Annotated in this window: 19 protein-coding genes; 7 read left to right on the plus strand and 12 right to left on the minus strand. The window is 66.0% G+C overall.

All coding sequences use genetic code 11. The features are described 5' to 3' along the window. Positions 1–300 precede the first annotated feature (300 nt). Positions 301–831, plus strand: a complete 531-nt coding sequence (locus METLW4_RS0113025) for a restriction endonuclease (protein ID WP_043332724.1) — start codon at positions 301–303, stop codon at positions 829–831. On the opposite strand, the gene METLW4_RS0113030 is transcribed toward METLW4_RS0113025, so the two are convergent. The 4 genes from METLW4_RS0113030 to METLW4_RS0113045 all read right to left on the minus strand — a co-directional run bounded on the left by METLW4_RS0113030 (position 806) and on the right by METLW4_RS0113045 (position 8,864). Then, on the minus strand, positions 806–1,693 hold the full coding sequence (locus METLW4_RS0113030; RefSeq protein ID WP_018266655.1) for a transglutaminase family protein: 888 nt from the start codon (positions 1,691–1,693) through the stop codon (positions 806–808). The two genes, METLW4_RS0113025 and METLW4_RS0113030, sit on opposite strands and share 26 nt — an antisense overlap. Next, on the minus strand, positions 1,690–4,209 hold the full coding sequence (locus METLW4_RS0113035; RefSeq protein ID WP_018266656.1) for a circularly permuted type 2 ATP-grasp protein: 2,520 nt from the start codon (positions 4,207–4,209) through the stop codon (positions 1,690–1,692). Before METLW4_RS0113035 ends, METLW4_RS0113030 begins: the two co-directional genes overlap by 4 nt. Beyond that, entirely contained in the window at positions 4,199–7,495 is a 3,297-nt protein-coding gene (locus METLW4_RS0113040; protein ID WP_018266657.1) for a transglutaminase family protein, read from the minus strand. The genes METLW4_RS0113035 and METLW4_RS0113040 overlap by 11 nt, the downstream gene beginning before the upstream one ends. A 178-nt stretch (positions 7,496–7,673) precedes the next feature. Further along, entirely contained in the window at positions 7,674–8,864 is a 1,191-nt protein-coding gene (locus METLW4_RS0113045; protein ID WP_018266658.1) for a GGDEF domain-containing protein, read from the minus strand. Between the two features lie 145 nt (positions 8,865–9,009). Between METLW4_RS0113045 and METLW4_RS0113050 the strand changes: the two genes are divergently transcribed. Genes METLW4_RS0113050 through metH form a run of 3 tightly spaced genes read left to right on the plus strand, consistent with a single transcriptional unit; the run spans position 9,010 to position 14,638 of the window. Beyond that, positions 9,010–10,023, plus strand: coding sequence for an ArsR/SmtB family transcription factor (locus tag METLW4_RS0113050; RefSeq protein WP_018266659.1), 1,014 nt, complete (start codon positions 9,010–9,012; stop codon positions 10,021–10,023). Continuing rightward, on the plus strand, positions 10,023–10,919 hold the full coding sequence (metF, locus tag METLW4_RS0113055) for a methylenetetrahydrofolate reductase [NAD(P)H] (RefSeq protein ID WP_018266660.1): 897 nt from the start codon (positions 10,023–10,025) through the stop codon (positions 10,917–10,919). The genes METLW4_RS0113050 and metF overlap by 1 nt, the downstream gene beginning before the upstream one ends. Beyond that, on the plus strand, positions 10,916–14,638 hold the full coding sequence (metH, locus tag METLW4_RS0113060; RefSeq protein WP_018266661.1) for a methionine synthase: 3,723 nt from the start codon (positions 10,916–10,918) through the stop codon (positions 14,636–14,638). The genes metF and metH overlap by 4 nt, the downstream gene beginning before the upstream one ends. Positions 14,639–14,658: 20 nt before the next feature. On the opposite strand, the gene METLW4_RS0113065 is transcribed toward metH, so the two are convergent. Together METLW4_RS0113065 and METLW4_RS0113070 are read right to left on the minus strand one after the other, a co-directional pair. Beyond that, positions 14,659–15,747 (minus strand): hypothetical protein, encoded by a 1,089-nt coding sequence (locus METLW4_RS0113065; protein ID WP_018266662.1) that lies wholly within the window; start codon positions 15,745–15,747, stop codon positions 14,659–14,661. Between the two features lie 369 nt (positions 15,748–16,116). Beyond that, on the minus strand, positions 16,117–16,566 hold the full coding sequence (locus METLW4_RS0113070) for a GatB/YqeY domain-containing protein (RefSeq protein WP_018266663.1): 450 nt from the start codon (positions 16,564–16,566) through the stop codon (positions 16,117–16,119). Between the two features lie 135 nt (positions 16,567–16,701). Between METLW4_RS0113070 and carA the strand changes: the two genes are divergently transcribed. The 3 genes from carA to METLW4_RS0113085 are packed head-to-tail and all read left to right on the plus strand — an operon-like array spanning position 16,702 to position 18,564. Beyond that, positions 16,702–17,892, plus strand: a complete 1,191-nt coding sequence (gene carA, locus METLW4_RS0113075; protein ID WP_018266664.1) for a glutamine-hydrolyzing carbamoyl-phosphate synthase small subunit — start codon at positions 16,702–16,704, stop codon at positions 17,890–17,892. A gap of 16 nt (positions 17,893–17,908) precedes the next feature. Next, positions 17,909–18,202: a nucleotidyltransferase family protein gene (locus tag METLW4_RS0113080; protein WP_018266665.1), complete on the plus strand. Its 294-nt coding sequence runs from the start codon at positions 17,909–17,911 to the stop codon at positions 18,200–18,202. Beyond that, positions 18,202–18,564, plus strand: coding sequence for a HepT-like ribonuclease domain-containing protein (locus METLW4_RS0113085; RefSeq protein ID WP_018266666.1), 363 nt, complete (start codon positions 18,202–18,204; stop codon positions 18,562–18,564). Before METLW4_RS0113080 ends, METLW4_RS0113085 begins: the two co-directional genes overlap by 1 nt. Positions 18,565–18,586: 22 nt before the next feature. Here the strand turns inward: METLW4_RS0113085 and pgeF are convergent, their stop codons facing one another. The 6 genes from pgeF to METLW4_RS0113115 form a co-directional block, all read right to left on the minus strand. Continuing rightward, positions 18,587–19,375 carry a peptidoglycan editing factor PgeF gene (gene pgeF, locus METLW4_RS0113090; protein ID WP_018266667.1) on the minus strand — a complete coding sequence of 263 codons (789 nt, stop codon included), beginning with the start codon at positions 19,373–19,375 and terminating at the stop codon, positions 18,587–18,589. Then, the gene (locus METLW4_RS0113095; protein ID WP_018266668.1) at positions 19,372–20,454 is read right to left on the minus strand and encodes a class I SAM-dependent methyltransferase; all 1,083 of its coding nucleotides are present in this window, start codon (positions 20,452–20,454) and stop codon (positions 19,372–19,374) included. Before METLW4_RS0113095 ends, pgeF begins: the two co-directional genes overlap by 4 nt. Next, positions 20,451–21,272, minus strand: a complete 822-nt coding sequence (gene lgt, locus METLW4_RS0113100; RefSeq protein WP_018266669.1) for a prolipoprotein diacylglyceryl transferase — start codon at positions 21,270–21,272, stop codon at positions 20,451–20,453. Before lgt ends, METLW4_RS0113095 begins: the two co-directional genes overlap by 4 nt. A gap of 66 nt (positions 21,273–21,338) precedes the next feature. Beyond that, positions 21,339–22,385 (minus strand): aldo/keto reductase, encoded by a 1,047-nt coding sequence (locus METLW4_RS0113105; protein WP_018266670.1) that lies wholly within the window; start codon positions 22,383–22,385, stop codon positions 21,339–21,341. Next, positions 22,385–24,592, minus strand: a complete 2,208-nt coding sequence (locus tag METLW4_RS0113110; RefSeq protein WP_018266671.1) for a 3-hydroxyacyl-CoA dehydrogenase NAD-binding domain-containing protein — start codon at positions 24,590–24,592, stop codon at positions 22,385–22,387. Before METLW4_RS0113110 ends, METLW4_RS0113105 begins: the two co-directional genes overlap by 1 nt. A 25-nt stretch (positions 24,593–24,617) precedes the next feature. Beyond that, positions 24,618–25,826, minus strand: coding sequence for an acetyl-CoA C-acetyltransferase (locus METLW4_RS0113115; RefSeq protein ID WP_018266672.1), 1,209 nt, complete (start codon positions 25,824–25,826; stop codon positions 24,618–24,620). Positions 25,827–25,904 lie beyond the last annotated feature (78 nt).

Raw genomic sequence — 25,904 nt, forward strand, 5'->3', positions numbered from 1 at the left:
CGCGCCATGTCCAGAGCGAGAGGGTCGCAGGGCTTCGAGACCGCTGCGCGACTCTCCCCCTCATGCTGAGGAGCGCCCGAAGGGCGCGTCTCGAAGCGCGAGGGGGAGGTTCCAGTCGGCGACGCAATGAGGCCGCCCGCGTGCTTCGAGACGCCCGCTTCGCGGGCTCCTCAGCATGAGGGCGTCTTCACCCGATCGTCTCGGAACCGCAAGAGCCCCCTCTTCGCGGCAAATTAACCTTTCTCCCCTTGCATGGCGGCGCCGCCCTTTTCGGCCGGGCGAAAGGCGATCTCGACAGCGATGACGCGCAGCAGAAAGAGACGTTGTCTCGCCTTCATCATCGTCTGCGCCGCCGCCGCGGGCTGGCTCTGGCCGCACGTCGCCGGCGCCTCGGCGATGGCGCTCGCTTTTGTCGGCGTGCTGCATCTCGCCGTGCTCGCTTATGAGGAGATCGCCTTTCCGCAATATAGCGAGGCGATGAGCCCGGAGGATTACGAGCATTTCTGCGCCGCCCTGCTGCGCGAGGCGCGCTGGAGCGCGCGGGTGACGCGGCTGAGCGGCGATCAAGGCGTCGATATCGTCGCGGAGAAGCGCGGACGCAGGATCGTCGTCCAGTGCAAGAAATATTCGAAGCCGGTCGGCAACAGGGCCGTGCAGGAGATCGTCGCCGCCATCGCCCATGAGGAGGCCGAGCGCGGAATCGTCGTCGCCACCAAGGGCTATACGGCGAGCGCCGTGCAGCTCGCCGCCTCCAATGAGGTGCTGCTGCTGCATCATTGCGAGCTGACGAAGATCGACCGCCTGCTCAGGCGGCCTCTTCTATCGGCTTGACGCTGACGCTGACGTCGAGCTTCTGCTTGCCGGCGGCGAAAATCACGCCGTCGATCGGCGAGACATCAGCGTAATCGCGGCCTCGCGCGATCACCACATGGTCGTTCATAGCCAGAATGGCGTTGGTCGGATCGACGCCGAGCCAGCCGAACTCGCGCCCGCACCAGACGGAAATCCAGGCGTGGGAGGCGTCGGCGCCCTCGAGCTTGGCGGCGCCGGGCGCCGGTATGGTGCGGATATAGCCGCTGACATAGGCCGCCGGCAGGCCCAGCCCGCGCAGCGCCGCGATCATGATGTGGGTGAAATCCTGGCAGACGCCACTGCGCTTGTCGAAGGCCTGCGCCAGCGGCATTGCGACATGGGTGGCGTTGGGATCGTAGAGAAAATCGCGATGGATGCGCCGCATCAGCTCCACCGCGCCGGCCAGCATCGGCCGGCCGGGCGGAAAGCTCTCGCGCGCATAGGCCGTCGCGGGCGCGTAGAGGGGCGCGAGCCGGCTCGGAAAGATGAAATGCGCCGGCGCGTCGGGACCGAGCGAGGGCGTCTCCAGCGCCTCTGCGCGCACGGTCTCCCACGGCGGCGTCGACGCCTCCTCGGGCGGGGCGGCGCGCTCGACGCGCACGCGCGCGCTCATTGCGATGCCGAGCTTCACATGGGGGGCGTCCAGCTGCGCCTCGGCGACGCGATTGCCGTAGAAATCGACGCGCTCGCGCCAGTCGTGCGGGCTGGGCGTGATGTCGATGCGGCCGAAGACGACGCGCTGGCCGGCGTCGTCGCGCGGCAATAGGCGCAAAGCGCAGCGCGCCGCGGCGACGGGCGCCTCGTAGCTGTAGGTCGTCACATGGGTGATGTCGTAGATCACGCTAACCGGATCGGCTCTTCGAAATGCGCCGCGTTGGAGCCCTGCAGGAAGTAGCGGGAGGCGAGCGCATCCGCAAGGCTCATCAAGCGCTGCTCTATGGCGAAGATTTTGGCGGCGTCCAGCTCGGCGGCGTTCGCCACCTCGATCTCGGCGCGCAATTTCACGGCGAGACGGCGCGGCGCCTCCAGCAAGCCGTCGTGACGCAGGGTCGGCAGAGAGGAGAGATGCTCCTCGATCTTGGCCACCTGAAAGCCGACCGAGCGCGGATTATAAGGATCGAGCACCGCCATATCGAGCACGGGCGCGAGAGCGGCGCCGGCGAGATAGCGGGAGCGATAGGTGATTTGCGAATCGATCAGCTCGAGCAGAGTGTCGAGACTGTCGATGGTCGCGCCCTCGTCGGCGAATTGGCGGGAGAAGCGGCAGGCGTTGATCGCCCGCTCGACGCGCTTGCCGAGATCGAGAAAGCACCAGCCGGCGACGCGGTTGAAATTCTCGTCGATGAGGCCGGAGAGCGCCGCCAGCACGTGCAGCGATTGCTCGACGCCCTCGAGCACTTCCGGCTCCGAGGCGGGGCCTTGCGAGAAATCGTCGAGCCGCGCCTCCAGCAGGCGGACGAGATGCCAAATGTCCTGCGACAGGCGCTCGCGCACGATGGAGGCGGCGTGCTCGGCGGCGCGGGCGATGGAGAGGGCGGAGCCGGCCGTCTCGGTTCCGCCGGCGGCGGCGAGAGCAAGCTCGGCCGCCGAGAGGCGCGGGTCGCGCGTCGGCGCGGCGCCCCAGGCGAGCAGCACGCGCTCCAGCCGCTCGATCGGCTGGCGGCCGCTGTAATTGGGGGCGTCCGCCTCGGTGAGGCGATTGCACAGCGAGCGCACCAGCCGCAGCGTCGCCTCGGCGCGCTCGAAATAGCGGCCCATCCAGAAGAGATTGTCGGCGGCGCGGCTCGGCAGATCGCCGACCATGCGGACGATCTCCACATCGTCGCTCATCGGCAGCAGGGTGGAATTGTCGGTCGGCCGGTCGCCCAGCACCCAGACGTCGGCCGATTGCGCGCCCGCCCCCATGGAGATGGCGCGCACGTCGAGACGATCCGACACGCGGCAGAAGCCGCCCGGCATCACGCGCCAACCATCCGCCGTGGCGGCGGCGAAGACGCGCAGCGCAAAGGGGCGCGGAACCAGCGCGCCATCCTGCCAGACCGGCGTCGTCGAGAGCTGCACGACCTCCTGGCCGACATAATCCATGCCGCGGGCGCGCATCGCCTCGGTGAGGCGCGCGCGTTCGGCGGCGTCGAACTCGGCCCCCAGCGCCACGCGGCGGCCGGGAAAGCCGGCGAGATGCTCGCCGAAGGCGGGCGCGACGGCGCGGTCCTCCAGCGAGGCCAGCACGGCGTCGCGTGCCTCGTCCTGGCCGCACCACCATGTCGCGATATTGGCGAGGCGCAGATCCTCGCCGAGCAGCCGGCGGGCGATGGCCGGCAGGAAAGAGAGCAGAGCGCGCGATTCGATGAGGCCCGCGCCCGGCATGTTGGCGATGGTGACATTGCCCTCGCGGATCGTGTCGAGCAGGCCCGGCACGCCGAGCTGCGAGGCGGCGTTCAGCTCCAGCGGATCGCACCAATCGGCATCGACGCGGCGCCACACGACGTCGACGCGCTTCAGCCCGGCGATGGTGCGCACATGCAGCTTGCGCTCGCTGGTGACGAGATCGGCGCCCTCGACCAGAAGAAAGCCGAGATAGCGCGCGAGGCTCACCTGCTCGGAATAGGATTCGCTGAACGGGCCGGGCGTCAGCAGGCAGATGCGCGGGTCCTTCTGCTGCGCGGCCTTGGCGAGCGCGCTGCGAAAATCGCGGAAGAAGGGCGCGAGCCGCTCGACCTTCATGTCGCGGTAGAGGCGCGGAAAGGTGCGCGCCATCACCAGCCGATTCTCCAGCGAATAGCCGGCGCCCGAGGGCGCCTGGGCGCGATCGCCCAGCACCCACCAGCGCCCATCCGGGCCGCGGCCGATCTCGGCGGCGTAGAAGCGCAGCCAGCGTCCGCCGGGCGGCGTCGCGCCGCTCATCGGGCGGATGTAATCCGGCGAGCCGGCGATGACCGCCGCCGGCAGCGCGCCCTCCTTGACGAGGCGCTGCTCGCCATAGGCGTCGCGCAGCACCATGTCGAGCAGCTCGGCGCGCTGGGCGACGCCCGCGGCGATCTCCCGCCATTCGGCCTGCGGCAGCAGCAGCGGCAGCCGGCTCAGCGGCCAGGTGCGCTCCTTGGTCTCGCCGAGCACACGATAGGAGACGCCCATGTCGCGGATGCGCCGCCCGGCGGCGGCGAAACGATCGTCGATATCCTCGCGGCTGAGGCCGCCCAGCGTGTCGAGCAGGCTCGCCCAATGCGGGCGCACGCGTCCGTCCGGGCCGACCAGCTCGTCCGGCACGCCCTCCGGCGGCGCATAGCGGGCGATCCAGGCGGCGACGCGGCGCGCCGCCTCTCCCGTGCTCGCATCGATCGTCCGCTCAGCCGGCACAACTCCTCCGCAGGTCCAAAGTCAGCGGGAACTCTCCCGCCGGCTCCTCGCGCGGCGGCCTCACCCGGCCGGGCGTATGGCCGTGATCCTGGAACCGCGCCAGCCTGCGAGCCTCCGCCTCATGCGAGTTTACCGGAAACGTGTCGTAGTTGCGACCGCCCGGATGCGCCGTGTGATAGACGCAGCCCCCGAGCGAGCGCTCGCTCCAGCTATCTATGACGTCGAAGGTCAGCGGCGAGTGGATGGGAATGGTCGGATGCATGCCGGAGGCCGGCTGCCACGCCTTGAAGCGCACGCCCGCCACCGCCTCCCCCGAGGCGCCGGCGCTGGTCATCGGCACGCGACGGCCATTGCAGGCGATGACATGGCGGCCGGGCACGAAGCCCTTGGCTTTCACCTCCACGCGCTCCACCGAGGAATCGACGAAGCGCGCCGTGCCGCCGGCGACGCCTTCCTCGCCCAGCACATGCCAGGGCTCCAGCGCCTGACGTATCTCCAGCTCCACCCCGCCATGCTCGACGCGGCCGGCGAGCGGGCAGCGGAACTCCTTCTGCGCCTCGAACCATTCCGGCTCGAATGCGTAGCCCCCTCCTCGCAGATCGCCGAGAACGTCGAGGAAATCGCGCCAGATGAAATGCGGCAGCATGAAGCGGTCGTGCAGCGCCGTTCCCCAGCGCACGAGGCCGCCGCTCTGCGGCTCGCGCCAGAACCAGGCGACGAGCGCGCGCAGCAGCAATTGCTGGGCGAGGCTCATGCGCGCGTCCGGCGGCATCTCGAAGCTGCGGAACTCGACGAGGCCGAGCCGCCCTGTCGGACTGTCCGGCGAAAAGAGCTTGTCGATGCAGATTTCCGCGCGATGCGTGTTGCCGGTGACGTCGACGAGCAGATTGCGGAACAGGCGATCGACGACCCAGGGCGGGAAATTCGTCGTCCCCGCCTCCGGCACATTGGCGAGCGCGATCTCCATCTCATAGAGCGAATCGTGACGCGCCTCGTCGAGCCGCGGCGCCTGGCTCGTGGGGCCGATGAAGAGGCCCGAGAAGAGATAGGAGAGCGAAGGATGGCGCTGCCAATAGAGCACGAGGCTCTTGAGCAGGTCCGGCCGGCGCAGGAAGGGCGAATCGAAAGGCGTGCGGCCGCCGAGCACGACATGATTGCCGCCGCCCGAGCCGGTCTGGCGGCCATCGATCAGGAATTTATCGGCAGTGAGCCGCGCCTGCCGCGCGTCCTCGTAAAGGCCCGTGGTGGTGGCCACGGCGTCGCGCCATGTGTCGCCGGGATGGATGTTGACCTCTATGACGCCGGGATCGGGCGTCACCTTTATGACCTCGAGGCGCGGATCGACCGGCGGCGGATAGCCCTCGATATGGACGGGGAGGTCCATCTCCTTGGCGGTCGCCTCCACGGCGGTCAGCAGCTCGAGATAATCCTCGAGCGTCGAGACCGGCGGCATGAACACACAGAGCACGCCGTCGCGCGGCTCTATGGCGAGGGCCGTGCGCACTGCGCCTTCGACCTGGAACTGCTCGCTGACCTCCTGACGATCGTCGAGCGCGCGGCTCTCGTAGATTTGCAGCAGATGCGCGGGGTCCGGCAGCGGGCCGCGCTTTTCGGTCGGGTCCTGCTGCCAGCTATAGGGATAGGCGCTCGGCGGAATCCAGGGCAGCGAGCTGATCGGCAGGCGCAGGCCGATCGGCGAATCGCCCGGTGCGAGGAACAGCCGGCCGCGCCGCAAGGGCCAGCGCTCCGACACCCAGCGCCGCTCGGCGCGGGCGTTCCAGCGCTGCACGGGCAGCACATAGCCGACCGGATTGGCGAGGCCGCGCTCGAAGGCCCGCAACATGCGGACGCGCTCCTCCGCGTCGTCGATCTTCGAATCGAGCGGATCGACATTGACGGGCAGAGAGCCTTCCTTCAGCAGCCAATGCGACGGGTCTTCATAGGCCGGGATCACATAGCGCCGCCCCAGCCCCAGACGCTCGGAGAGATCGGTGACGAACGCCTCGCTCTGCTGGGCGGTGGGGATTTTGGTCGAGCCGATGCGCGTCACCAGCTCGGGATCGCGCCACACCGGCTTGCCGTCCTTGCGCCAATAAATGGCGAAGGCCCAACGCGGCAGACTCTCGCCCGGATACCATTTGCCCTGCCCGTAATGCAGGAAGCCGCCTTGGGCGAAACGCTCCTGCAGGCGCCGCACGAGATCATCGGCGCGGGCGCGCTTGGTGGGGCCGACGGCGGCGGTCGTCCATTCCGGCGCCTGGAAATCGTCGATGGAGACGAAGGTCGGCTCGCCGCCCATGGTGAGGCGCACGTCCTGCGCCTGCAAATCCGCATCGACCGTCTCGCCGAGAGCGTCCAGCCGGCTCCAGGATTCGTCCGAGAAAGGCGCGGTGATGCGCGGCGCCTCGCGAATGCGCTGCACCCACATCTCGAAGCCGAAATCGACCTCGGCCGGCTCGACGACGCCGGAGAGCGGCGCGGCGGAGCGATAATGCGGCGCGCTGCACAAGGGCAGATGCCCCTCGCCGCAGAAGAGGCCGGAGGTGGCGTCCATGCCGATCCAGCCGGCGCCGGGAACATAGAGCTCGGCCCAAGCGTGCAGATCGGTGAAGTCCTTATCGGTTCCGGTCGGTCCCTCGATCGGATCGACGTCCGCCTTCAGCTGGATGAGATAGCCGGAGACGAAACGCGCCGCGAGGCCGAGGCTGCGCAGAACCTGCACGAGCAGCCATGCCGAATCCCGGCAGGAGCCCGTGCCGGCCGCGAGCGTCTCGTCCGGCGTCTGCACGCCGGGCTCCATGCGGATGACATAGCGAATATCGCGCTGCAGGCGGGCGTTGAGCTCGACGAGGAAAGGGACCAGCCGGATGTCTTCGCGCGGACGCACGCTCTCGACAAAGGCCTTGGCCAGCGGCCCGAGCGGCTCCACCTCGAGGCAGGAGGCGAGCTCGGCGCGCAGCTCCTCTGGATAGGCGAAGGGGAAGGTCTCGGCATAGGGCTCGACGAAGAAGTCGAAGGGATTGTAGACGGCGATCTCGGCATGGAGATCGACCTCGACGCGGAATTCCTCCGCCTTCTCTGGAAAGACGAGGCGCGCCAGCCAATTGCCGTGCGGGTCCTGCTGCCAGTTGATGAAATGATTGGCGGGCGCGATCTTGAGCGAATAGCTCGGCACGCGGGTGCGGCAATGCGGCGCCGGCCGCAGCCTTATCACCTGCGGCCCGAGGGCGACCGGCCGGTCATATTTGTAATGGGTGAGATGGTGGAGCGCGACCTTGATCGACACGGGAGCTGCTTCGCCTCCTCGGGGCGACGCCGGGAAAGCGGCGACGGGCGATTAGCTTATGCGGCCGGCGGCGTGTCAATCGCACGCGCCGGAAAGCGCGGCTCTTTGCCGGAAATTGCCGCATGACGCATCCCGCCGGGGCGGCGGGCGCCGCAGCTTTCGGCGCCCATTTCCGCGCTCACGAATCATTGGCGGCCGAGGGCGGCGGCTCCTCGGCGAAGACGACCCCTCCCCTTCCGCCGCGCTTCATCCGATAGAGCGCCGCATCGGCGCGCGTGACGAGCTGCTCGAGCGTCAGCCCGTCGCGAGGCGCGAGAGCGACGCCTATGCTCACGCCGATCTGAATGCTGCGGCCCTCGATCTCATAGGGCGCGCCGAGGACACGGACGATGCGGCGCGCCAGCAGCAGCGCCTCGTCCGGGTGGCGGACGCCGATCTGGACGATGACGAACTCGTCGCCGCCGAGCCGCGCCGCCGTATCCTCCCGCCGCACCATGGTCAGCAGGCGCGCAGTGACGGCGCAGAGCAGGAGATCGCCGGTCAGATGGCCATAGGCGTCGTTGACGGCCTTGAAACGGTCGAGGTCCAGGCAATGAATCGCCAGATATTCATTCGGCCCGAGGCGCGTCGAAGCCTCGTCGAAACGCTCGCGCAGCTCGACGCGATTGGCGAGGCCGGTCAGATCGTCATGCCGCGCCATTTTCGCGAAATCGAGCTTGGAGATGATCTGCCGGCGCGTCGCCGCATGCGTCTCGGCCGCCCAAAAGAGACCGACGACGGCAAAGGCGGAAAGAAGCACCGCCTGCAGGACGAAGCCCAAGAGAATGTGGATGTCGGTCGCCTCCGTCGCGCGAACGACGAGGCCGATGACCGTCGGCGTCGCCGACAAGGCGAGGCCGACCGCGCAAAGACGCGGACGGAAGGCGACATTGGACACGACGCCGCCGGCGAAGACGAAGGCGAGGCCCGAAGTCAGCATCGGCACCAGCGACGATTCCGGGGGATGCGGCATCATGAGCGCGCGCGCATTGATCGCGCCGAGCAGAGCCGCGAAAGAGAAGAGGCCGATGGCGTAGCGGCGCTCCCACGCCCTCGCCTCATCGGCGAGAATCGTCGCCTGCGCTGCGCGCCTCTGATAGGCGAGAACCAGGAAAACGCTCGCTATATCCACAGCGACGCCGGCGAGCGTCAGCGCCAGCAACGCCCAATCGTGCTTGCGCGCTGCGAGCAGCAGGCCGACAGAGGCGAGCGCTATGCCCATGAAGGCCACCGGCATGACCGGCCGCGCCACCATGTCGACCAGCTCGACATAAGCGGCGTCCGGCAGCGGCGCCGATTTTCGAGACGTATGTCCTACCCGACGCCACATGCTCACCCCAACGCGGTCTCATCTATGTCTGGCGGCTCGCATTTTCCAGCTCGGCCGCACGGGGCGGACGGCGTCTTGATTTCCCACGAGACGACGCATATAGATATCTTTATATCTAATCAGCGAAGCCCGTGGCCGACGCCAAATGACCGATGTGAGGCGACCTCTTCTTCTCGAACCCGCGCTCGCCGCGCTCAATGCGGCGGGCGAGGAGACGCGTCTGCGCCTGCTCGGCCTGCTGGCCGAGACCGAGCTGACGGTGAGCGAGGCCGTGGCCATTCTCGGCCAGTCGCAGCCGCGCGTGTCCCGCCATTTGAAGCTGCTGGTCGAGGCCGGGCTGGTGGAGCGCCGCCGTGAAGGGGCCTGGGCCTTCTTCCGCCTCGCCTCCGCCGACGCGCCCGGCGAGATCGCCCGCAGCGTCGTCTCCTGGCTCGATCCTCTGGACCCGCGCGTCGCCGGCGACCGCGCTCGTCTCGCCGAGGTGCGGCAGGCCCGCGCCGACGCCGCCGCCCGCTATTTCGCCGAGCATGCGCCCGAATGGGACGCCATACGCTCGCTGCATGTGCCGGAGGCGCAGGTGGAGGCCGCCATGCGCGAGGCGGTGGGCGAGGCGCCGCTGCGCCGCCTGCTCGATCTCGGCGCCGGCGCCGGCCGCATGCTGGAACTGTTCGCGCCGCAGGCGGAGCAGGCCATTGGCGTCGATCTCTCCTCCGCAATGCTCGGCGTCGCGCGCGGACGGCTGGAAAAAGCCGGCGCGCGCAATGTGCAGCTGCGCCAGGGCGACATGTATGCGCTGCCGATCGAGCGAAACAGCTGCGATCTCGTCATCGTGCATCAGGTTCTACATTATCTCGACGATCCTGGCCGCGCGCTGCGCGAGGCGGCGCGCACGCTCGCGCCCGGCGGCCGTCTGCTGGTCGTCGATTTCGCGCCGCATCGCGAGGAGACCTTGCGCGACGAGCATGCGCATCGCCGCCTCGGCTTCTCGCAGCAGGAGGTCACGACGCTGCTGGAGCAGGCCGGGCTGGAGATTCTGCGCCATCGCGATCTCGCGCCTTCCGCCGACGACGGCGCGAAGCTCACCGTATCCCTGTGGCTGGCGCGCGATCCTCGCGTCATCGCCGATCCTTTGCCCAAAGCCAGCTTCGAGACCGCATGATGTCCGACAATCGCAGCCTGTGGCCTCCGGGCCATTTCGATATTTCTTACGAATTCTTCCCGCCGAAGACGCCGGAGATGGAGGCGCAGCTGTGGGAGTCGATCGCGCGGCTCGCGCCTTTGAAGCCCAAATTCGTCTCCGTCACTTACGGCGCCGGCGGCTCCACGCGCGAGCGCACGCATAATATCGTCGCGCGCCTCGCCGCCGAGACCGACATTCTGCCCGCCGCGCATCTGACCTGCGTCTCCGCAGCGCGCGCGGAGATCGACGAGATCGTGCGCGATTATTGGAACGCCGGCGTCCGCCATATCGTCGCGCTACGCGGCGATCCGCCGACCGGCGTCGGCACGCGCTTCGAGCCGCATCCGCAAGGCTATCGCAGCTCCACCGAGCTGGTGCGCGGCATTCGCGCCATCGGCGATTTCGAAATTTCCGTCTCCACCTATCCCGAAGGTCATCCCGAGAGCCGCACGATCGACGACGATCTCGATGCGCTCGAGGCCAAGATCGACGCCGGCGCGACGCGCGCCATCACGCAATTCTTCTTCGAGAACGATATTTATTTGCGCTTTCTCGACAAGGCGCGCGCGCGGGGAATCATGATCCCGATCGTGCCCGGCATCATGCCGGTGCAGAACTTCAAGCAGACGGCGAATTTCGCGCGCAAGGCGGGCGCGAGCGTGCCCGATTGGCTCGCCCATCGCTTCGAGGGATTGGACGATGATCCCGTCACGCGCCGGCTCATCGCCGCAGCGGTCGCCGCCGAGCAGGTGCTGGGCCTCGCCGAGAACGGCGTGAGAGAATTCCACTTCTACACCAATAATCGCGCCGATCTCGTCTTCGCGATCTGTCATCTTCTGGGCGTGCGCCCCGTCACCGAGAAAGCCGCAGCATGAGTTTCGACAAGACCCACGGACCGAAGATTCAGGCGGCGCTGGAGAAGGCGGCGAGCGAGCGCATTCTCGTGCTCGACGGCGCCATGGGCACGATGATCCAGCGCCACAAATTCACCGAGGACGATTTCCGCGGCGAGCGTTTCAAGGATCATGCGAAGGATTTGCGCGGCGACAATGATCTGCTGACGCTGACGCAGCCGGCGGCGATCAAGGCGATTCATCGCGCCTATCTCGAGGCCGGCGCCGACATTATCGAGACCAATACTTTCTCCTGCACCTCTATCGCGCAGGCCGATTACGGCCTCGAGCATATCGTCTATGAGCTCAATTACGAAGGCGCGCGCCTCGCCCGCGCGGCGGCCGACGAGGTGGCGCGCGAGACCGGCGTGCCGCGCTTCGTCGCCGGCTCCATGGGGCCGACCAATCGCACAGCGTCCATCTCGCCGGATGTCTCCAATCCCGGCTTTCGCGCCGTCACTTTCGACGATCTGCGCGCCGCCTATCTCGAGGAGGCGCTCGGCCTGCTGGAGGGCGGCGCCGATATTCTCCTGATCGAGACGATCTTCGACACGCTGAACGCCAAAGCGGCGATCTATGCGGTGGAGGATGCTTTCGAGAAGGTCGGCACGCGCTTTCCGGTGATGATCTCCGGCACCATCACCGATCTTTCCGGCCGCACGCTCTCCGGCCAGACGGCCGCCGCCTTCTGGAACTCGATCGCGCACGCAAAGCCCTTCTCCATCGGCTTCAATTGCGCGCTCGGCGCGCGCGAGATGCGCCAGCACATCGCCGAGGTTTCGCGCATCGCCGACACGCGCATCTGCGCCTTCCCCAACGCCGGCCTGCCCAATGAATTCGGCCTCTATGACGAGAGCCCGGAATATATGGCCGAGCTGGTCGGCGAATTCGCCAAATCCGGCCTCGTCAATGTCGTCGGCGGCTGCTGCGGCACGACGCCGCCGCATATCGCCGCCATCGCCGGCGCCGTGAAGGGCGTCGCGCCGCGCGCTGTTCCGACGATCGCGCCGCTGCTGCGCCTCGCAGGCCTCGAGCCTTTCACGCTGACCAAGGACATTCCCTTCGTCAATGTCGGCGAGCGCACCAATGTCACCGGCTCGGCGAAGTTCCGCAAGCTCATTACCGCCGGCGATTACGCCGCGGCGCTGGATGTGGCGCGCGATCAGGTCGCCAATGGCGCGCAGGTCATCGACGTCAATATGGACGAAGGCCTGCTCGATTCGAAAAAGGCGATGGTCGAATTCTTGAATCTGCTCGCCGCCGAGCCCGATATCGCCCGCGTGCCGGTGATGGTGGATTCGTCGAAATTCGAGGTGATCGAGGCCGGCCTGCAATGTCTGCAGGGCAAGGGCGTCGTCAACTCGATCTCGCTGAAGGAAGGCGAGGAGAAATTCATCGAGGCGGCGACCAAGGTGAAGCGCTATGGCGCCGCCGTCGTCGTCATGGCCTTCGACGAGGCGGGACAGGCCGACACTTTCGCTCGCAAGGTGGAAATCTCCGGCCGCGCCTATAAGATTCTCACGCAGGAAGTGGGCTTTCCGCCGCAGGACATCATCTTCGATCCCAACATCTTCGCCGTCGCGACCGGCATAGACGAGCACAGCAATTACGGCGTCGATTTCATCGACGCGGCGCGCGCGATCAAGACGACGCTGCCGCATGCGCATGTCTCCGGCGGCGTGTCCAACCTCTCCTTCTCCTTCCGCGGCAATGAGCCGGTGCGCGAGGCGATGCACTCCGTCTTCCTCTATCACGCCATTGCGGCGGGGATGGATATGGGCATCGTCAACGCCGGCCAGCTCGCCGTCTATGAGAAGATCGACCCAGAGCTGCGCGAGGCCTGCGAGGATGTGGTGCGGAACCGCCGCCCCGATGCGACAGAGCGCCTCGTCGAGATGGCCGAGCGCTTCAAAGGCGCGGGCGCGAAGGCGGCGGAGAAGGACGCGGCGTGGCGCGAAGCGAGCGTCGAGAAGCGTTTGGAATATGCGCTGGTCAATGGCGTCGCCGATTATATCGAGCAGGATGTGGAAGAGGCGCGTCTCTCGAGCACGCGTCCGCTCGATGTGATCGAAGGTCCGCTGATGGCCGGCATGAATGTCGTCGGCGATCTCTTCGGCCAGGGCAAAATGTTCCTGCCGCAAGTGGTGAAATCGGCGCGCGTGATGAAGCAGGCCGTCGCGCATCTCCTGCCTTACATGGAGGCGAATAAGGAGAGCCGCTCCTCGGCCGGCAAGATTCTTCTCGCGACCGTCAAGGGCGACGTCCACGACATCGGCAAGAATATCGTCGGCGTCGTGCTCGGCTGCAATAATTTCGAGATCATCGATCTCGGCGTGATGGTTCCGACCGCCAAGATTCTCGAGACGGCGAAGGCCGAAAAGGTCGACATCATCGGCCTCTCCGGCCTCATCACGCCCTCGCTCGACGAAATGTGCTTCGTCGCTTCCGAGCTGGAGCGCGAAGGATTCGACGCGCCGCTGCTCATCGGCGGCGCCACGACGAGCCGCGTGCATACGGCGGTGAAGATCAGCCCCAATTACACCAAGGGCCAGGCGGTCTATGTGACCGACGCCTCGCGCGCCGTGGGCGTCGCGCAGGCGCTGATGTCGCAAGCTTCGCGCGCGGACTATGTCGCCAAGACGCGCGTGGAATATGAGAAGGTCGCCGAGGCTCATGCGCGCGCGCAGGCCGACAAGCAGCGCGTCTCGCTCGCCGCCGCGCGCGCCAATGCGCTGAAGATCGATTGGGCCGCCTATGCGCCGCCCAAGCCGACATTCCTCGGCGCGCGCGTCTTCGCTTCCTATGATGTCGCGGAGCTGGTTCCCTATATCGATTGGACGCCCTTCTTCCAGACATGGGAGTTCAAGGGCCGCTATCCCGCTCTGCTCGACGATCCCGAGCGCGGGCCGGCGGCGCGGCAATTGCTCGAGGATGCGCAGGCGATGCTGACGCGCATCGTGGAAGAACGCTGGTTCAATCCCAAGGCCGTCATCGGCTTCTGGCCCGCCAACGCCGTGGGCGACGACATTGCGCTCTATACGGGCGAGGGTCGCGTCGAGCGGCTCGCGACGCTGCATACGCTGCGCCAGCAGCTCACGCGTCGCGACGGCAAGCCCAATGTCGCGCTCGCCGATTTCGTCGCGCCGGAGGGCTCCGGCAAGGCGGATTATATCGGCGCCTTCGTCGTCACCGCCGGCGCGCAAGAGGCGAAGATTTCCGAGCGCTTCGCCCGCGCCAATGACGATTACGGGGCGATCATGGTGAAGGCGCTAGCCGATCGTCTGGCCGAAGCCTTCGCCGAGCGCATGCACGCGCGCGTGCGCCGCGAGTTCTGGGCCTATGCGGCGGACGAAACGCTGACCCCGGAGCAGCTGATCGGCGAGGATTATCGCGGCATTCGCCCGGCGCCCGGCTATCCGGCGCAGCCCGACCATACGGAGAAGGCGACACTCTTCAGCCTGCTGGAGGCGACGAAGCGCACCGGCGTCACGCTGACAGAGAGCTATGCGATGACGCCGGCCTCATCGGTCAGCGGCCTCTATTTCGCGCATCCGCAGGCGCATTATTTCGGCGTCGCCAAAGTGGAGCGCGATCAGGTGGAGGATTACGCCGCGCGCAAGGGCGTCTCCGCCGCCGAGATCGAGCGCTGGCTCGCCCCCGTGCTCAACTATGAGACTCGCGTGGCCGAGCCGGCGGAGTGAGGCGCGGGTTGTAGACTCGATCAAAAATCGAAGCCTCCGCCATTGTCCGCCTTCTCGCGTGCGGCCGACGTGCTCGTCATCAGCCAGATATCGACGCGGCGGTCGGAAGGAACTCCGAGCGGCCGCGTCGCTCGCGCAATCTCCGCGGACGACGGCGTCACACGCGGGCCAGAGACGAGCGCAATAATATTGTCTCGATCGGGCGCCTTCGCGCCCGCTTTCCAACAATCCTCGTCGAGACGCGCTCTCACGGCCTCGACGCGCGCCCGCGCGAGACCGGCATTGGCCTCGTAACGCGCTTTCGTCTCGCCTGACAAAGGAAGACGGTCCGTCGCCCCGACGATCAAGACGACCCCCGCGCCATCCGGCGGCGTGGCGCTTTTCCATCGCGCGCAAATGCTCTCGAGGTCGCGCTCTGCCGCGCGCAAAGCATCGTCCTCGAACCCTTCGCGATCGAAGGAGGCGCGGCCTTTCTTGAAATTCGTTATCGCGCCCAACCGAGTAGAGACGAAGCGATCCCCCGTCTTGGGCTCGACAGGGACCTGCAATTCGAATTGCGCTTTGACGAGATTTTCAAAATTCGCCTTCAGAAAACTATCGACCTTCAGATTTTTCACGACCGCCGCCTGGATGCCACCCGCCATCGCGAATAGCGCGAATCCAGCCGTCGTCGGAGCGACGCCTCTGCGCAATCCGATGAGGACGCTTCCCGTCAAAATCGACGCGAGCGTCAATGCGAAGGATGCGTCGAAATTGTAAGGATCGCCTGAGTAAGGCGCCTTCCGCTGCACGCATTCGACCGCGGGACATCTCGGACTTTCGATCGGAACGGCGCTGCTCGAGGACGGTCTCACCGGGGCGACCAACACGAACACGACGAGGATGACCAAGCCAGCAACAAGTGGAACCGCCGCCTGAAAATCGAGCGCGGGACCGATGTCTTTTGGACCTATCGAGCCCAGCGTCTTATAGAGCTGCCAGTCATGCGCTTCCGGGTCGCCACGCGCGGTCGCCGCCAAGCCCGCCTCTATGGCTTCCACCCGCTTGCCGGCCTTCACCACCACCGCCCGGTGGTAGAGCAGCCAAATCGAAAAGGCGGCGTAGACCATGATGGCGAGTTCGACGAACTCGACCCTATCGACAGTGATAAATCGAGAGTAAACCGCTGCGGCGGAACCGGCGACAACGGTTCCAAAAAACCCTTTGACACGAAATGCGAGGTTCTCATGCCTCGCGATAATTCCTTGAAGGATTCTTATTTCTTCGATTGCTGCATTCTTGCGGTCCATACGCGTCGCCCGCTCACGAATTACGATAAAAAGAACACCGTATGCCGATTACGAAATAAATACTGCTTTTGAATATAATGGAAGACATTTTTCACGCAGAACAGCGCCCCGACTCTTCACGAAGAAGAAAATCGGTGCGCTGTGAAAGCGTTACGCCCCGCGCGACGCCGCCGAGCGCCGCGATCGCCCTCAGCCCCCGAGCGCCGCCTTCACCGCGGCGCTGGCCTTGCCGAAGTCGATGCGGCCCGTGTATTTCGCCTTGAGCGCGGCGACGACCTTGCCCATATCCTTGATCGAGGCGGCGCCGGTCTCGGCGATGGCGGCCTTTATCGCCTCGGCGACCTCGGCCTCGCCGAGCTGCTGGGGCAGATATTCCGTGATCACGGCGATCTCGGCGCGCTCCTTCTCGGCGAGCTCGGGGCGGCCGCCCTTCTCGTAGATTTCCACCGATTCCTGGCGGCTCTTCACCATTTTCTGCAGCAGAGCGAGAATATCGTCGTCGCCCGGCGTCTTGCCCGTGGCGCGCGCCTCAATGTCGCGATCCTTGAGCCCCGCGGTGATCATGCGGATCGTCTCGACCTTCTGCTTTTCGCCGCTCTTCATCGCCGCCTTGAGGTCGGCCGTGAAACGTTCGCGCATTGTATTTCCACTTCGCAGTGAAATGTTCTAGACGTGCTTGCGATCCGAAGGGATCGCGGCAATCTAGATTTTTCGAGGGATGGCGGGCGCCCGATGGCGGCGCGCCGGCGGATGAGGGTGAGGCATAGAGCGCGGATGAGCCCGGATCAAGACGAAGCGACGGGTTGGACGGTTCCGGTCCACACGGGGGTTCTGGTTCTCGCCAGCGGCGAGGCGATTTTCGGCTTCGGCTTCGGCGCCGTCGGCGCGGCCGTCGGCGAGGTCTGCTTCAACACCGCAATGACCGGCTATCAGGAAATCCTCACCGATCCTTCCTACGCCGGGCAGATCGTCACCTTCACCTTTCCGCATATCGGCAATGTCGGCGTCAATGACGAGGATGTCGAGACCGTCGATCTCGACAGAAGCTCCGGCGTGCGCGGCGTGATCGTCGCCGCGCCGTCGAGCGATCCGTCCAATTATCGCGCGCTGCGGCCGCTCGGCGAATGGCTGGCGGCGCGGGGGATCATCGGCCTTTGCGGCCTGGACACGCGCGCGCTGACGGCGCTGATCCGCGAGAAGGGCATGCAGAACGCCGTCATCGCCTTCGCGCCGGACGGCGTGTTCGACCTCGCCGCGCTGCGCGCCGAGGCCGCCGCCTGGCCGGGCATAGACGGCATGGATCTCGTGCCCTCCGTCACCGCGCCCGCGCGCTATGAATGGGACGAGACCGTCTGGCGGCAGGCCACAGGCTATGGCAAGCGCGGCGGGAAGAAACTCCGCGTCGTCGCCGTGGATTATGGCGTGAAGCGCAATATTCTGCGGCTGCTGGCGGAGGCCGGCTGCGAGGTGATCGTCGTGCCGGCGACGACCAGCGCCAAGGATATTCTCGCGCTCTCGCCCAATGGCGTGTTTCTCTCCAATGGGCCGGGCGATCCGGCCGAGACCGGCAAATACGCCGTGCCGACCATTCGCGAGCTATTGGCGGCGAAAATTCCCACCTTCGGCATTTGCCTCGGCCATCAGATGATGGCGCTCGCCGTCGGCGCGAAGACGCAGAAAATGCCGCAGGGCCATCACGGCGCCAATCATCCGGTGAAGGATTTCACCACAGGCAAGGTGGAGATCGTCTCGATGAATCACGGCTTCGCCGTGGATCGCGACAGCCTGCCGGCCAATGTCGCCGAGACGCATCGCTCGCTGTTCGACGGCTCCAATTGCGGCATTGCGCTGGCCGATCGCCCGGCCTTCTCCGTGCAGCACCACCCGGAAGCCTCCCCCGGCCCGCAGGACAGCCATTATCTCTTCGCGCGCTTTGTGGATATGATGGAGAAGGCGCGGGCGTGAGCAGATAGAGAAAGCCATGAGACGCGACGAAGCCATAGAACGACTGAGAGCGCATGAAGCCGAGTTGCGGCGGCTCGGCGTGCTCAGTCTCTATCTGTTCGGCTCGACCGCTCGCGACGAAGCTGGCTCCACATCGGATGTCGATTTGTTTTTCGACTATCGAAAAGGCGAGCTCGGCCTTTTCGAGCTGATGGACTTAAAGGATTATGCTTACGACCTTCTGGGGAGCCCGGTCGACATCATGACGCGCGACAGCTTGCACAAAGCATTGCGGGAGCGGATCGAAAAGACCGCATTGCGTGTGTTCTGATGGCAATCTCTTCGAATGTTCCGCGCCTGCAGGACATCATCGAAGCGATAGAGCATATTCACGAGTGCATGGCCGAGGCCTCGCTCGAGGATTTCGAAGCTGATTGGCGACGACAATGGCTCGTCGAGCGTGGCGTCGAGATCATTTCCGAAGCGAGCCGCCATCTCGACGATGAGCTGAAGGCGCGTCACCCTGAAATTCCCTGGCGCAAGGTGGCCGGCATCGGCAATGTGCTGCGGCATAGCTACGAGACAGTCGCCGCCGCAGTCCTGTGGAAGCTCGCGCAGAGCGACCTCCAACCATTGGAAAAAGTCTGCCGTGCGGAACTCGAATCCTTACGAAAAAAGCCTGTTTCTGATTGATACGCGTAGCGATGACCGCCCCTCACCCGATCGCGATCGCCGACACCAGCCGCCCATAATCCGGCTCCTTGCGATGCACGCTACGACGGTAGCTGAAGCAGCGGGCCTCGTCCGCATAAGTGTCGATGCGCAAATTCTCGAAAGAGGCGACATTCGCCGCCTCGACGCGCCGCGTGATGAAAGACGGCAGATCGAACATGGAATGCCCATCGCGCGTCGATGGCGTGAAGAAAGGCGCAAAGCCCGCATCCTCGGCGAGGAACCGCTCGACGAATTCCGCGCCCACCTCGTAGCTCTCGCGGCCGATGGCCGGGCCGAGCGCGACATGGATATCGGCGCGATGCGCGCCATGCGTTTCCATCAGAGCGATCGTCGCCTCGATCATGCCGGTGAGCGCGCCCTTCCATCCCGCATGGCAGGCGCCGATGACGCCCGCGCTTGCGTCGGCGAAGAGCAGCATTCCGCAATCGGCGCCGGTGACGCCGAGCGCCAGCCCTTCGACATTGGTGACGAGGCCGTCGCAACGCGGCCGCTCCGTCTCGGCCCAAGGCTCGGCGACAAAGAGCGCGTCGCGCGAATGAATCTGATAGGGCACGAGCAGACGATGCGCCTTCGCGCCGAGGCGCCGCGCCATGCGCGCGCGATTCTCGGCGACGCGCGCGGCCTCGTCATTGGAGCCGACGCCGCCATTGAGCGAAGCGTAGACACCCTCCGACACGCCGCCGGCGCGCGTGAAGAAAGCGTGGCGAACGCCCGGCAGAGCGAGATTGCCGGCGCCGAGCGCGTCCAGCGCCTCCATTGTCTCGGTCATTGGAAAAACCCTGGCAGAAGCGGCATATCGGGATGCGTCACGGCGATGACCTTGAACAATTCACCCATGTCGCGCTTGGGATCGCCGGCGCCGATGAGACGCGCGAGCGCAATGTCGATCTCGGCGCGCTGCTCTGTGGTCGCACGTTTCTTCAAAGCTTCGGCGCGCTCGACGACGCCGAGCTGGCGCAGAAACGCGCTCTGCGTCACCGGCCCTTGCACTTTCGCGCCGGCCGCCGTCGCGGCGCGCGCCAACGCAGCGAAATCGACATGGGTGGTGAGATCGGCCTCGCCCGGCGCCTCCAGCGGATCGACATAGGCGTGGCGCGACACCGCCTGCAATGTCTCGCCCAGCGCCGTCTGCGTATAGCCATAGTCGACAACGAGCAGCGCCCCGCCCTGCGCGACGAGACGCGCGGCGATATCGCGCATGATGCGCGCGCCGATCGCGCCGATCTCTATGATCGAGCCTTCCGGCGCCGCGACGGTGAGATCGGCCTCGACGCTTTCGCCGACGCCGAAAGCGAGCGCGTCATTCTCGTCCATGCCGACGAGCCGCTCGCTCCAGCCGCGCTCCGTCTGCACGAAATGGCGCACCGGCAGCGCGTCGAAAAACTCATTGGCGATGATGATCGCCGGCCCATCGGGAATGCGCGCGACATCGGCGCTCCAGGAGACGTGCGCCGGCGCATTGGCGAGCGTCTGCCGCTGCCGCGCCTCGAGCACAGGGCTCGTCTCGACGAGATGCACGTCCAGCGCGGACAGAAAATCTGGCGCGATGCGCGCGACGCGCAGCGCATCCGCCATCAGCGTGCCGCGGCCCGGACCGAGCTCGACGAGCCGCAGCGGCGCAGGCGAGCGCGCGGCGCGCCACGCCTCTTGCGCGAACAGGCCGATGAGCTCGCCGAACATTTGGCTGATCTCCGGCGCGGTGATGAAATCGCCGCCGGCGCCGAAAGGATCGCGCGTCGTGTAATAGCCCTTGGTGGGATGCGACAGCGCGAGCGTCATGTAGCGCTCGAGCGTGATCGGCCCCTCCTGCGCGATGAGCTCGAGGATTTCTTCTCGCAAGGCGCTCATGCGGCGACTCTCCGCGGGCGCAGCGCATAGATTATGAGCGCGGCGCCGATCAGCATCATCGGCGCGGACAGCGCCATGCCCATTGTGAGGCCATTGTCCAAAGCCTCCGACAGAGGATCGGGCTCGCGAAAGAATTCGCTGACGATGCGCGCAGCGCCATAGCCCAGACCGAAGAGTCCGGTGGCGAGGCCCGGCCGCTTCAGCGCGCCGCGCTGCGCCGCAATGGCGAGCAGAATATAGAGCGCGACGCCCTCGAGCCCCGCCTCATAGAGCTGGCTCGGATGGCGCGGCGCATCGCCGGCGCCGGGAAACACCATGGCCCAAGGAACGTCGCTCTCGCGGCCCCACATCTCCGGCTTGATGAAATTGGCGAGGCGGCCGAAGAAAATGCCGATCGGCGCGACGGTCGCGCAAATGTCGGCGACGGTGAGCGCGAGAATCTTCTCGCGCCATGCGAACAGCGTCATGGCCACGATCGCGCCGATCAGCCCGCCGTGAAACGCCATTCCGCCTTTCCAGGTTTTCACGATCTCTTCGGGATGCGCGAAATAGAAGGCGCGCTCATAGAAGAGCACATGGCCGAGCCGCCCGCCGATGATGACGCCGAGCGCGACATAGACGAGCAGATCGTCGAGGCTCTCGCGTGACGGATGCACGACATTTCCCCATAAATGCTCGCGCGAGACGAGGCGGCGCGCATAGAGCCAGCCGAGCGCGAGCCCGGCGATATAGGCGAGCGCATACCAGCGTATGGGCAGCGGTCCGAGCTCGACCAGAACTGGATCGATCATCGGAAAGGGAAGCGCGAGGATTGGCATGACGACTCGTGGTTGCAGCGAATGGCCGCGAGCTTAGCGCGCGATGGCGCGTCTGTCATGACCGCTTCATTTCGGCTCGAATGGCGCAGGACGGCGAAAGGCGCCCTGACGCTCGAGCATCCAGCCCGGATATTCCTTCGCCAGCGCGCTCCCCGCATCGAGCCGCTCCATATCCTGCGCATCGAGCTGCAGCTTCACGGCGGCGAGGTTTTGCTCGAGCTGATCGATGCGCCTCGCGCCGATGATGACAGTGGTGACGAAAGGCTTGGCGAGAACATAGGCGAGCGCCACTTCGGCGACGCTCGCGCCATGCTTCGCGCCGATCTCGCGCATCTTCGCGACGCAAGCCCAGGCGCGATCCTTGTCGACGGGGGGAAAGTCGAAAGAGACGCGGCGTCCCTCGGCGCCCTCCGGCGCGCCCGGTCCATATTTGCCCGAGAGCAGGCCGCCGGCGAGCGGCGACCACACCATGAGGCCGAGCTTCTCCTCTGTGAGAAGCGGGACGATCTCGCGCTCGAGATCGCGGCCGGCGATGGAATAATAGGCCTGCACCGTCTCGTAACGCGCATAGCCCAACCGCTCCGAGACGCCGAGCGCCTTGGCGATGCGCCAAGCCTGCCAATTGGAAAGGCCGATGTAGCGCACCAGCCCGCGCGAGACGAGATCGTCCAGCGCGCGCAATGTCTCCTCTATCGGCGTCACGGCGTCATTGCCGTGGATCTGATAGAGATCGATGTGATCGGTCTGCAAGCGCTCGAGGCTCGCCTCGACGCTGTCCATTATGTGCCCGCGCGAGGCGCCGCGATCATTGGGGCCGGCGCCGGACTCGCCATAGAATTTCGTGGCGATGACGACGTCCTTGCGCTTCACGCCGAGATCGACGAGCGCTTGCCCCACCATCTTCTCCGAGCGGCCGAAGGAATAGACGTCGGCCGTGTCGATGAAATTGACGCCGGCCGAAAAAGCGCGCTCGACGATGCGCGTCGCCGCCTGCTGATCGACATCGGCGATCGCGCCCCAGATGCCCGCGCCGCCCGCCTCGCCGAACGTCATCGCGCCGAGGCAGATTTCCGAGACGAAGAGGCCTGTGCGGCCGAGCTGATTGTATCGCATCACGCCGCCTTCGCCTGCGCGCCATATTTGCCGTAGAAGCTCTCGCCTTTTTTCGCCATGTCGCGCAGCTCGGCGGGCGCGGCGAAGCGCTCGCCGTATTTCTGCGTGAGCGCGTCGCAAATGGCGACGAAGGCCGCCGTTCCGACGCCGTCGATGTAAGACAAAGTGCCGCCGGTGAAAGGCGCGAAGCCGAAGCCGAGAATGGAGCCGACATCCGCCTCGCGCGGATCGGTGACGACGCCCTCGAACAAAACGCGCGCCGCTTCCACCGCCTGCACGACGAGGAAGCGCTGCTTCAGCTCCTCCACATCGATCGCGTCGGGATCGAGCTTCTCGTCGGCGAGCGCGGCGAGGCCCGGCCACAGGCTTTTCTTGCCGCTCGCTGGATAATCATAGAAACCCTTGCCGTTCTTGCGGCCGAGGCGCCCTTCCTGCTCCACCATGAAATGCAGCACGCGCTCCTGCGTCGGATCGACGGCGGCCTCGCCGAGATCCTTCTTGGTCGCGAGATGAATCTTCCAGGCGAGATCGAGCGCGATCTCGTCATTGAGCGAGAGCGGGCCGACCGGCATTCCGGCCATGCGCGCGGCGGTCTCGATCATCGCCGGCGGCACGCCTTCGGTGAGCATGATCTGCCCTTCGCGCACGAAATTCAGCACGCAGCGATTGGCGTAGAAGCCGCGTGAATCATTGACGACGATCGGCGTCTTCTTCAGCACGCGCACAAAGTCGAGCGCCGTCGCCACGGCGCGGTCATTGGTCTTCTTGCCGCGGATCACCTCGACGAGCAGCATTTTCTCGACCGGCGAGAAGAAATGAATGCCGACGAAATTCTCGGGGCGGAGCGACGTCTCGGCCAGCGAGGTGATGGGCAGAGTGGAGGTGTTGGAGGCGAAGATCACATCCGGCCCCACCACCGCTTGCGCTTTCTTCGTCACTTCCGCCTTCACGCCGCGCTCCTCGAACACGGCCTCGACGACGAGATCGGCGCCGGCGAGCTTCTCATAATCCGGCGTCGCGGTGATGCGCGAAAGCAGCGCTTCCTTGTCCGCCGCCGTGGCGCGGCCGCGTGAGACCTGGCCGGAGATGAGCTTGTCGATCACCGCCTTGCCCTTGTCGGCGCTCTCCTGATCGCGATCGATCAGCACCACTTCTATGCCGGCGAGCGCGCTGACATAAGCGACGCCCGCGCCCATGAAGCCGGCGCCGAGCACGCCGATCTTGGCGAATTTCGCCGGCGGAATTTCCTTCGGCCGATGCGCGCCCTTCTCCAGCTCATTCTTGGAGAGGAAGAGCGAGCGGATCATTGCCGCGGCCTGCTTGGAGCGCAGAATATGCGCGAACCAGCGCGCCTCGACGCGCAAGCCGAGATCGAAAGGCAATTGCAGCCCCTCGAAGACGCTGTGCAATATCGCCTTGGCGGCCGGATAATTGTCGAAGGTCTCGCGGCGATAGATGGCGTTGGCGGCCGGCCACACCATCATGCCGCCGGGCGAATAGACGCGGCCGGACGGCGGCTTGAAGCCTTCGACGTCCCAAGGCGCCTTGCCCTTGCCGCCATTGACGATCCATGCGCGCGCCCGCTCGACGATCTCGCCTTGCGGCGCGAGCTCGTGAACGAGTCCGGCGGCCTTTGCCTTGGACGCTTTCAATTGCTCGCCCTTGAACAGCAATTGCAGCGCGTCGCCCGTCTGCATCAGCCGCGCGATACGCTGCGTGCCGCCGGCGCCGGGGAAGAGGCCGACCTTGATTTCCGGCAGGCCGACCTTGGTTTTGTCGGAGTCGGAGAGCACGCGATAATGGCAGGCGAGCGCGAGCTCGAAAGCGCCGCCGAGACACGCGCCGTGAATGGCGATGGCGAAGGGTTTGCCATTGGTCTCGAGCTTGCGATAGAGCAGCGACAATCTGCGCGCGCCTTCGAAGAACTGCTTCATCGCAGCCTCCTCGCCCTGCTCGCGCACGGCCTTGGCGTATTCCACCGCGCTCTTCTGCAGCATGGAGAGATCGGCGCCGCCGGAGAAGGCCGGCTTGCCCGATGCGATCACGCAGCCCTTGATCTCGGCGTTGCTCGCCACCTCGCCGATGACTTTTTCCAATTCGTCCATCACCTCGAATGTGATGACGTTCATCGAGCGTTCGGGGCTGTCCCAAGTGAGCAGAGCGACGCCATCGGCGCCGGTCTCGAAACGGAAATTGACGAGGTTCATCGGGTCGCTCCCGCAGGCTTGAAATTCACACGCGCTCGATGATCGTCGCGGTTCCCATTCCCGCGCCGATGCAGAGCGTCACCAGCGCCGTGGACTTGCCGCTGCGCTCCAATTCGTCCAACGCCACGCCGACCAGCATCGCGCCCGTGGCGCCGAGCGGATGGCCGAGGGCGATGGCGCCGCCATTCACATTCACCTTGGAATCGTCGAGGCCGAAAGCCTGCATGAAGCGCAGCACCACGGCGGCGAAAGCCTCGTTCACCTCTATGAGGTCTATGTCGGAAAGGCTCATGCCGGCCTTGGCGAGCAGCTTCTTCGTCACATCCACCGGGCCGGTCAGCATCAGCGCCGGCTCCGAGCCGATATTGGCGAAGGCGCGGACGCGCGCGCGGGGCTTCAGCCCATGGCGCTCGCCCGCCTCGCGCGAGCCGAGCAGAACCGCCGCGGCGCCGTCGACGATGCCGGAGGAATTGCCGGCGTGATGCACATGGGTCAATTTCTCGACATCGGGATGCGCCTGAATGGCGACCGCGTCGAAGCCCGCCTGCTCGGCGAAGAAAGCGAATGACGGCTTCAGCGCGGCGAGCGACTGCATATCGGTCGCGGGGCGCATATGCTCGTCGCGATCCAGAATAGTGAGGCCGTTGACGTCCTTCACCGGCGCGATGGATTTCGAAAAGCGCTTCTCCTCCCAGGCGCGCGCGGCGCGCTGCTGCGACTGCACTGCATAGGCGTCGACATCGTCGCGCGAGAAGCCGTATTTCGTCGCGATGAGATCGGCGGAGACGCCCTGCGGCATGAAGTAAGAGGGAATGGCGATGGTCGGATCGACCGGCCAAGCGCCGCCGGAGGCGCCGATGCCGACGCGACTCATGCTCTCGACGCCGCCGCCGATGGTCAGCTCGTGCTGGCCGGACATGATCTGCGCCGCCGCGAAATTCACCGAGTCGAGACCGGACGCGCAGAAGCGATTGATCTGCACGCCGGGCACATCATAGCCATAGCCGGCGGAGATCGCCGCGGCGCGGGCGATGTCGCCGCCCGCCTCGCCGACCGGATCGACGCAGCCGAGGATCACATCATCGACCGGCGCGCCGTCGAGATTGTTCCTCTCCTTCAGCGTCGAAAGAGCGGTGACGGCGAGGCCGAGGCTCGACACCTCATGCAGCGAGCCATCGGGCTTGCCGCGACCGCGCGGCGTGCGCACGGCGTCGTAGATATAGGCTTCGGGCATGAGGAACTCCTCTCAGAGCGAATAGGGAGTAGCGAATAGCGAATAGTCGCCTCTCTATTCGCTATTCGCTACTCCCTA

The organism is Methylosinus sp. LW4 (genome assembly GCF_000379125.1).
In the GTDB taxonomy this organism is placed as follows: domain Bacteria; phylum Pseudomonadota; class Alphaproteobacteria; order Rhizobiales; family Beijerinckiaceae; genus Methylosinus.

What these genes read in the sequence shown, in the direction of transcription:
- METLW4_RS0113025 (WP_043332724.1), top strand. Translation starts at nt 301, where the DNA reads ATGACGCGCAGCAGAAAGAGACGTTGTCTCGCCTTCATCATCGTCTGC.
- METLW4_RS0113045 (WP_018266658.1), bottom strand. Translation starts at nt 8,864, where the DNA reads ATGTGGCGTCGGGTAGGACATACGTCTCGAAAATCGGCGCCGCTGCCG.
- METLW4_RS0113050 (WP_018266659.1), top strand. Translation starts at nt 9,010, where the DNA reads ATGACCGATGTGAGGCGACCTCTTCTTCTCGAACCCGCGCTCGCCGCG.
- metF (WP_018266660.1), top strand. Translation starts at nt 10,023, where the DNA reads ATGTCCGACAATCGCAGCCTGTGGCCTCCGGGCCATTTCGATATTTCT.
- metH (WP_018266661.1), top strand. Translation starts at nt 10,916, where the DNA reads ATGAGTTTCGACAAGACCCACGGACCGAAGATTCAGGCGGCGCTGGAG.
- METLW4_RS0113065 (WP_018266662.1), bottom strand. Translation starts at nt 15,747, where the DNA reads ATGGTCTACGCCGCCTTTTCGATTTGGCTGCTCTACCACCGGGCGGTG.
- METLW4_RS0113070 (WP_018266663.1), bottom strand. Translation starts at nt 16,566, where the DNA reads ATGCGCGAACGTTTCACGGCCGACCTCAAGGCGGCGATGAAGAGCGGC.
- carA (WP_018266664.1), top strand. Translation starts at nt 16,702, where the DNA reads ATGAGCCCGGATCAAGACGAAGCGACGGGTTGGACGGTTCCGGTCCAC.
- METLW4_RS0113080 (WP_018266665.1), top strand. Translation starts at nt 17,909, where the DNA reads ATGAGACGCGACGAAGCCATAGAACGACTGAGAGCGCATGAAGCCGAG.
- METLW4_RS0113085 (WP_018266666.1), top strand. Translation starts at nt 18,202, where the DNA reads ATGGCAATCTCTTCGAATGTTCCGCGCCTGCAGGACATCATCGAAGCG.
- pgeF (WP_018266667.1), bottom strand. Translation starts at nt 19,375, where the DNA reads ATGACCGAGACAATGGAGGCGCTGGACGCGCTCGGCGCCGGCAATCTC.
- METLW4_RS0113095 (WP_018266668.1), bottom strand. Translation starts at nt 20,454, where the DNA reads ATGAGCGCCTTGCGAGAAGAAATCCTCGAGCTCATCGCGCAGGAGGGG.
- lgt (WP_018266669.1), bottom strand. Translation starts at nt 21,272, where the DNA reads ATGCCAATCCTCGCGCTTCCCTTTCCGATGATCGATCCAGTTCTGGTC.
- METLW4_RS0113105 (WP_018266670.1), bottom strand. Translation starts at nt 22,385, where the DNA reads ATGCGATACAATCAGCTCGGCCGCACAGGCCTCTTCGTCTCGGAAATC.
- METLW4_RS0113110 (WP_018266671.1), bottom strand. Translation starts at nt 24,592, where the DNA reads ATGAACCTCGTCAATTTCCGTTTCGAGACCGGCGCCGATGGCGTCGCT.
- METLW4_RS0113115 (WP_018266672.1), bottom strand. Translation starts at nt 25,826, where the DNA reads ATGCCCGAAGCCTATATCTACGACGCCGTGCGCACGCCGCGCGGTCGC.